General features: G+C 70.2%; 8 protein-coding genes and 1 pseudogene. All 9 read left to right on the forward strand.

Annotated features, from left to right (window positions below):
* A partial coding sequence (locus FKV24_RS10910) for a protein-disulfide reductase DsbD family protein (RefSeq protein ID WP_141482404.1) occupies positions 1-1,839 on the forward strand: 1,839 nt, incomplete at its 5' end.
* 69 nt (positions 1,840-1,908) lie between these two features.
* A complete protein-coding gene (locus FKV24_RS10915; protein ID WP_141482405.1) occupies positions 1,909-2,514 on the forward strand; it encodes a TlpA disulfide reductase family protein in 606 nt (201 codons plus the stop codon).
* Between the two features lie 204 nt (positions 2,515-2,718).
* Entirely contained in the window at positions 2,719-3,162 is a 444-nt protein-coding gene (gene aroQ, locus FKV24_RS10920; RefSeq protein ID WP_111267513.1) for a type II 3-dehydroquinate dehydratase, read from the forward strand.
* Positions 3,159-3,569, forward strand: a complete 411-nt coding sequence (locus FKV24_RS10925; RefSeq protein WP_141482406.1) for a lysozyme inhibitor LprI family protein — start codon at positions 3,159-3,161, stop codon at positions 3,567-3,569. The genes aroQ and FKV24_RS10925 overlap by 4 nt, the downstream gene beginning before the upstream one ends.
* A gap of 92 nt (positions 3,570-3,661) precedes the next feature.
* Entirely contained in the window at positions 3,662-4,138 is a 477-nt protein-coding gene (gene accB, locus FKV24_RS10930) for an acetyl-CoA carboxylase biotin carboxyl carrier protein (RefSeq protein WP_111267515.1), read from the forward strand.
* Between the two features lie 11 nt (positions 4,139-4,149).
* Positions 4,150-5,517 carry an acetyl-CoA carboxylase biotin carboxylase subunit gene (accC, locus tag FKV24_RS10935; RefSeq protein ID WP_111267516.1) on the forward strand — a complete coding sequence of 456 codons (1,368 nt, stop codon included), beginning with the start codon at positions 4,150-4,152 and terminating at the stop codon, positions 5,515-5,517.
* 160 nt (positions 5,518-5,677) lie between these two features.
* Entirely contained in the window at positions 5,678-6,391 is a 714-nt protein-coding gene (locus FKV24_RS10940) for an NYN domain-containing protein (RefSeq protein WP_141482407.1), read from the forward strand.
* Between the two features lie 2 nt (positions 6,392-6,393).
* Positions 6,394-7,314: a 50S ribosomal protein L11 methyltransferase gene (gene prmA, locus FKV24_RS10945; RefSeq protein ID WP_141482408.1), complete on the forward strand. Its 921-nt coding sequence runs from the start codon at positions 6,394-6,396 to the stop codon at positions 7,312-7,314.
* Positions 7,315-7,419: 105 nt separating this feature from the next.
* Positions 7,420-7,655 (forward strand): annotated as a pseudogene (locus tag FKV24_RS19585) (hypothetical protein); the annotation flags it as partial.

Here is a 7,655-nt window from a genome sequence, read left to right on the forward strand (position 1 = left end):
GACAACGGCAACCGCGTGCGGGTGCGCTTCGACGTCGCCCCCGGCTACTACCTCTACCGCGACAAGACCGCATTCCGGCTGCAAGCGGTCGACGGCACGCCGTCCCTCGCCAACGGCCGCCCCGACTGGCCGCCCGGCCAGCGCCACAGCGACGAGTATTTCGGCGAGACCACCGTGTATTTCGAGCCGGTCGAGGTCACCCTGCCGGTATTGCGCCGCACCGCCGACGCCACCGACGCGCGCCTGACCGTCGAGCTGCAGGGCTGCCAGACCGACGGCATCTGCTACCCGCCGATGACCCGCACCCTGGCGGTGTCGCTGCCCGCCGGTAGCGTCGAACCCGCCGGCACCGACGCCGCGGCGACCGCCTCCGCTCCCGCCCCGGCCACGCCGGCGGCCGGCGGCGACGACGCCGTTGCAGGCACCATCGCGGACGACCCGACCGCCGAAGACACCGCCGCCAAACCGGCCGAAGCCAGGGCCCAGGCCGAAGCGGCTGCAGCGGCGGCGGCAACCGACGACGCCGCCAGCGCGACCGCCGCGGGCGACGGCGCCAACGAAGCCATGGCAACCGGCGACGGTGCCGCCAGCGGCGGCCAACGCCGCCCGCTCAACCTGTTCAGCGCCCTGCTGCTCGCACTCGGCGGCGGCCTGATCCTGAACCTGATGCCGTGCGTGCTGCCGGTGCTGTCGCTGAAGGCGCTGTCGCTGGCCGGCAACGGCGAAAGCCCGCGGCGCGCGCGCCGGCATGCGCTGTGGTACACCGCCGGCGTGCTGCTGAGCTTCGCCGCCCTCGGCGGACTGGCGCTGGCGCTGCGCGAGGCCGGTCTGGCGCTGGGCTGGGGCTTCCAGCTGCAGCAGCCGCTGGTGGTCGCGATGCTGGCCCTGCTGATGTTCGCGCTCGGACTCAGCCTGTCCGGGGTCTGGCACATCGGCGGCCGCTGGACCGGCGTCGGCCACGAGCTGACGATGAAGTCCGGCCCCGCGGGCGACTTCTTCACCGGCGTGCTGGCGGTGGTCGTGGCCACGCCCTGCACCGCACCGTTCATGGGCGCGGCGCTGGCCTGGGCGTTCACCGCCAACACCGTCACCGCGATCGCGGTATTCCTCACCCTCGGCCTGGGCTTGGCGTTGCCGTTCCTGCTGATCGGCTTCATCCCGGCGCTGGCGCACCGGCTGCCGAAGCCGGGCGCCTGGATGGAGACCTTCAAGCAGTTGCTGGCCTTCCCGCTGTACCTGACCGCGGTGTGGCTGGCCTGGGTGCTGACCCGCCAGCGCGGCGCCGACGCGATCGGCTGGTTCCTGGTCGCCGCCACCGCGCTGGCGTTCGCCGCCTGGGCCTGGACCCGCGCCCGCCGCGACGGCCGTCGCTGGGCCGCGGTGATCGCCGTCCTGGCCCTGCTGGCGACCGCCTGGCCGCTGCTGCGCATCCATCAGCTGGAACGCCCGCAGGCCGCGGCGGCCGCCGTCAGCCAGGATGCGCTGAGCCCGGTGCCGTTCTCCGAGCAGCGCCTGGCCGACCTGCGCGCCAGCGGCCGCCCGGTGTTCGTCAACGTCACCGCCGACTGGTGCGTGTCGTGCAAGGCCAACGAGAGCGCGGTGTTCTCGCGCGACGAGTTCCGCCAGACCCTGGCGGCGACCGGAACCGTCTACATGGTCGGCGACTGGACCGACGTCGATCCGACCCTGACCGCCTTCCTGCAGCGTCACGAGGCGGTCGGCGTGCCGCTGTACGTGGTCTATCCGGCCGACGGCGGCGAGGGCCGGGTGCTGCCGATCCTGGTCACCCCGGGGATCGTCCGCGAGGCCCTGCTCGACGCCGCAGGCCACGCGCCCTGAACCTCCGCCTCCCAGCCGCCTACGGCCCGGCGACCGAGCGCGCCCGGCCGATCCGATGAAGTCGCCCGCATGAAACTCACCACCGGCCGCATTCTCCTGATCGCCATTATCGGCGCCGTGCTCGGCGCCGCCGTCGGCCTGTGGCGCGGCGGTTCCGGTCCGCTGCTGCAGAGCGAGCTGGGCCAGCGCGCGCTGCACGATGCGCTGTCCGCGACCGCCCCGGCACCGCCGCAGGACCTGGCGATCGCCCGCCGCGGCGAGGCGGTGCCGCCGGTACGGCTGCCCGACCTGGACGGCGCTCCGGTCGACGTGCCCGCCGCCTATGCCGGACGCCCGCTGCTGGTGAATTTCTGGGCCAGCTGGTGCGGCCCCTGCATCGAGGAGATGCCCGAGTTGAACCGCTATGCCGGCAGCCACGACGCCGATGGCGCGCGGGTGATCGGCATCGCCCTCGACGACGCCGACGCGGTGCGCGAGTTCCTGACCCGGATCCCGGTCGACTACCCGATCCTGATCGACCAGGCCGGGCCGCGCGACAGCAGCGTGCAGTTCGGCAATCCACGCGGGGTGCTGCCGTACTCGGTGCTGATCTCCGCCGACGGACGCCTGCTGAAGCAGAAGATCGGCCCGTTCCAGCATGGCGAAATCGACAGCTGGTCGGAGACCGGCGAGTAACCCTATCCTGCTGGCGCAGGCGGAGACCGCCGCCGCGGCGATCGGGACTTGACGCCGGCCGGCCCGACGATTTAGAGCGACAACTCAAACAAACGCTTAAATCGCGACAACTTCGCCGATTTGGCGGTTAACTTCTGGACAGCGCCGCTACCATCACGCACACTGCCGGCCTTCGAGGGCGATGACCCGGACGATTCCCAGGCGATGGCGAAGCTGCTGGCCCTGCATGGCCCCAACCTCAACCTGCTCGGCACCCGCGAGCCCGGCATCTACGGCGCGACCACCCTCGCCGAGATCGAGGCCGACCTGGTCGCGCGCGCCGAGGCGGCCGGCCACCGGCTGGAGAGCTTCCAGTCCAACGCCGAGCACGCCCTGGTCGAGCGGGTCCAGGCCGCCCGCGACGGGACCGACTTCATCCTGATCAACCCGGCCGCGTTCACCCACACCTCGGTCGCCCTGCGCGACGCGCTGGCCGCGGTCGCGATCCCCTTCATCGAGATCCACCTGTCCAACCCGCACGCGCGCGAGCCGTTCCGCCACACCAGCTATTTTTCCGACCTCGCGGTCGGCGTGGTCTGCGGCTTCGGCGCCGACAGCTACCGCTACGCGCTGGACGCCGCCCTGCAGCGGCTGGGAGCGGCCGGGTGATCGCGCGCGCCGCCCTGCTCGCCGGACTGGCCCTGGCGGCCGCCGGCACGTCCGCCCGGGCCGACGACATCGACTGCGACCGGGCCAGCGCGACGATGGAGATCGACATCTGCATGTCGCGCGAGTACGAACGCGCCGACGCCGAACTCAACGACCGCTACACGCGCCTGCGCGCGCAATTGCAGCGCTTCGAGGACGAGGTCGAATGCCTCGCCTGCTCCGGCATGAGCCGGATGCTGGTGGAGGCGCAGCGCCACTGGATCGCCTTCCGCGACCGCGACTGCGACGCCGTCTACGCGCACGCCGCCGACGGCAGCGGCCGCAATCAGGCCCTGCTGGAATGCCTGATCGAACACACCCGCACCCGGACCCGACAACTCGACCGGCGCATCGAACCCGCCGGCTGACCCGCTCCACCCCTACCCGGATCGACCCGCCCGGATCGATTCCACCCGGACCGACCCGCCCCTGCCGGGGCACACGACCAAGAGGCCCATCCATGGACCTGCGCAAGATCAAGAAACTCATCGACCTGCTCGAGGAATCCAACCTCGCCGAGATCGAAATCAAGGAGGGCGAGGAATCCGTCCGCCTCGCCCGCACGCCGCGCGGCGGCATTCCGGTCGGCGCGCCGGTGCAGCACACCGTGCACGTGCCGGCGACGATGCCGATGCAGTCGCCTGTCGATGCCGCCACCGGCGGCAAGCCGGCCGAGGCGGCGGGCGGCGACGACCTGCCCGACGGCCACGTCGTGCGCGCGCCGATGGTCGGCACCTTCTACGCCTCGCCGGCCCCGGACAAGCCGGCCTTCGTCAGCGCCGGCCAGACGATCAAGGCCGGCGAGACGCTGGGCATCATCGAGGCGATGAAGATGTTCAACCCGATCGAGGCCGACGTCTCCGGCACCGTGGTCAAGATCCTGGTCGAGAACGGCCAGCCGATCGAGTTCGACCAGCCGCTGTTCGTCATTGCCTGAGGGCCGGGCCCATGCTCGATAAAGTCGTAATCGCCAACCGGGGCGAGATCGCGCTGCGCATCCTGCGCGCCTGTCACGCCCTGGGCATCCGCACCGTCGCCGTGCATTCCACCGTCGACCGCAACCTCAAGCACGTCGCGATGGCCGACGAGTCGGTCTGCATCGGTCCGGCGCCGTCGACCGACAGCTACCTCAACATGGCGCAGATCATCGCCGCCGCCGAGGTCACCGACGCCCAGGCCATCCACCCCGGCTACGGCTTCCTGTCGGAGAACGCCGACTTCGCCGAGCGGGTCGAGGAATCGGGCTTCGTCTTCATCGGCCCCAAGGCCGAGACCATCCGCCTGATGGGCGACAAGGTCGAGGCGATCCGCGCGATGAAGGAGGCCGGCGTGCCCTGCGTGCCCGGCAGCGGCGGCCCGCTCGGCGACGACGCCGACGTCAACGCCAGGATCGCCCGCGAGATCGGCTACCCGGTCATCGTCAAGGCGGCCGGCGGCGGCGGCGGCCGCGGCATGCGCGTGGTCCACACCGAGGCGGCGCTGCACAACGCGGTCACCACCACCAAGACCGAGGCCAAGGCCGCGTTCGGCAACGACATGGTCTACATGGAGAAGTTCCTGGAGAACCCGCGCCACGTGGAGATCCAGGTGCTCGCCGACGGTCAGGGCAGCGCGATCCACCTGGGCGAGCGCGACTGCTCGATGCAGCGCCGCCACCAGAAGGTGGTCGAGGAAGCGCCGGCGCCGGGCATCACCCCCGAGCAGCGCGCCGAGATCGGCCGGGTCTGCGTCGAGGCCTGCATCCGCATCGGCTACCGCGGCGCCGGCACCTTCGAGTTCCTCTACGAGAACGGCCGTTTCTACTTCATCGAGATGAACACCCGCATCCAGGTCGAGCATCCGGTCACCGAGATGGTCACCGGCATCGACCTGATCCGCGAGCAGCTCAACGTCGCCGCCGGCAACAAGCTCAGCCTGACCCAGGACGACATCGTGCTGGAAGGCCACGCGATCGAGTGCCGGATCAACGCCGAGGACCCGGAGACCTTCATGCCCAGCCCGGGCCTGATCCAGCACTTCCACGCCCCGGGCGGTCCCGGCGTGCGCGTCGACAGCCACATCTACGAAGGCTACCGGGTGCCGCCGAACTACGACTCCATGATCGGCAAGCTGATCGTGCACGGCCCCGACCGCGAGACCGCGATCGCGCGCATGCGGGTGGCGCTGAGCGAGATGGTCGTCGACGGCATCAAGACCAATATTCCGCTGCAGCAACGCATCCTCTCCGACATCGGCTTCCAGCAGGGTGGGCAGAACATCCACTACCTGGAGAAGCGGCTGAAGGAGCAGAAGGAAAAGGCGCTGTCGATCGTGTGAATACCGATCTCGGGGTGATTTGACTATCCCCAACCGCTGCTACAATATCCCGGCCATCCCGCCCCCGGCAGTACGCTTTCGATCCGCTTTGCGGACATCCATCGGAAGCCGAGCCCGGGGGCGAAGTTTTTCCGGATCGTGCCTTACGGATCAGGGAACGATGATGAAGACCGCCGTCCTGATAGACGGAGCATTTTTCCTGAAGTGCTTCCGCCATGCGTTCCCTGACCGCGATCATCAGGACGCCGCCATCGTGGCCAGGACCGCGCTCTCGGTCGCGTTGGAACACCTCCGCAGGGCGAAGCGCTCCAAGGATGCGCTCTATCGCATCTTCTTCTACGACTGTCCGCCCATCGAGAAGAAGATGCACCTGCCGGTGAGCCGACGATCGGTCGACTTCGCCAAGTCGCCGGAGGCCCGCTTCCGGCTCCGCCTTCATCAGGAGTTGCGCCAGCAGCGCAAGCTCGCCCTGCGCCTGGGCCAGTTGTCGGACCATGTGGACTGGGAGCTCAAGCCCGATGCACTGAGCCTGCTGCGCCGCGGCGAACTGCGATGGGAAGCTCTTGAGGACGCGAACTTCCAGCTCAACATCAAACAGAAGGCCGTGGACATGAAAGTGGGGCTGGACATTGCGTCCCTGGCCTACAAGAGACTTGTCGATCAGATCGTCCTGATTGCAGGCGACGCCGATTTTGTCCCGGCCGCCAAACTGGCACGCCGCGAAGGCATCGACTTCATCCTGAATCCGATGGGCAAGTCCATCTCCAAAGACCTCTTCGAACACATCGACGGACTTCACTCGGTCAGACTCAAGCCCATCGCCGAGCAAGTCGCGGCTGGGGAACCTGCACCCCAGTCCCAAACGGACACCTGAGCATGCCCTTCCTAGAACTCACCCTGCCCTGCACCGAGGTCCAGCAGCCGCGCTACGAGCGCGCGCTGGAGGACGTCGGCGCGCTCGCGGTCACCCTCGCCGACGCGCATGCCGATGCCCCGGACGAGCAGGCGATCTTCGAACCCGGCGTCGGCCAGACCCCGTTGTGGGGCGAGATGACGCTGACCGCGCTGTTTCCCGCGGACACGCCGTCGGAGCTGCTGCTGCACGCGCTGGCCGCGCACGACGAGGGCCTGGACTGGTCGCGGGCGCAATTCCGCGAGATCGAGGACCAGGACTGGGAACGCGCCTGGATGGACCAGTACGAGCCGCTGAAGTTCGGCGCCCGCACCTGGATCGTGCCGTGGAACCACGAACTGCCCGAGGGCGCCGACGCCGCCGACGCGGCGGTGGTGCGGCTCGACCCCGGACTGGCGTTCGGCTCCGGCACCCATCCGACCACCGCGCTGTGCCTGCAATGGCTGGACGCGCTGGCCGGCGAAGGCCTGATCGCCGACCGCGAGGTGCTCGACTTCGGCTGCGGCTCGGGCATCCTCGCGCTGGCCGCGCTCAAGCTCGGCGCGGCGCGCGCGGTCGGCGTCGACAACGATCCGCAGGCGGTCGCCGCCACCCTCGACAACGCCCAGCGCAACGGGGTCGAGTCGCGGATGCGGGTCCACCTGCCCGACGACGCGCCGCGGGCCAGCTACCCGGTGGTGGTCGCCAACATCCTGGCCTCGGCGCTGATCGAGCTGGCCGAGGTGATCGGCAACCGGGTCACGCCGGGCGGACGGCTCGCGCTGTCGGGCATTCTCGCCGGCCAGGAGGACGAGGTGATCGCCGCCTACGCCGACCGCTTCGACGCCCTCCACGCCGAGCGCCTGGACGACTGGATGCGGGTCACCGGGATCCGCCGCGGCTGATCCCGGCGGCATGCGCGGCGACGCCGGCACGGCGAGCCGCCGCAGCGCACGGATTGCCACCGCGACGGTTCCGCTGGACGCGCGCTTGTCCGTACACTGGCCGCCATGTTCGTGCCCTGCCCCAACTGCGGATTCCTGGTCGCGCTCGCCGCCAAGCGGGCCGGCACCTCACAGCATTGCCCGCGCTGCAATGCGTTGATGGACGATGACGGCGGCCCGGCGCCCGAAAGCGACGAGGCAGCAGCGCCGACACCATCGACGCCGCCCGAGCAGGCGACGGCGCCCACCGCGGCACCGCCGCAAGCAACACCGGAACCGGAAGCCACACCCGAGCCGAAGCC

This window comes from Marilutibacter maris (genome assembly GCF_006546735.2).
Taxonomy (GTDB): domain Bacteria; phylum Pseudomonadota; class Gammaproteobacteria; order Xanthomonadales; family Xanthomonadaceae; genus Marilutibacter; species Marilutibacter maris.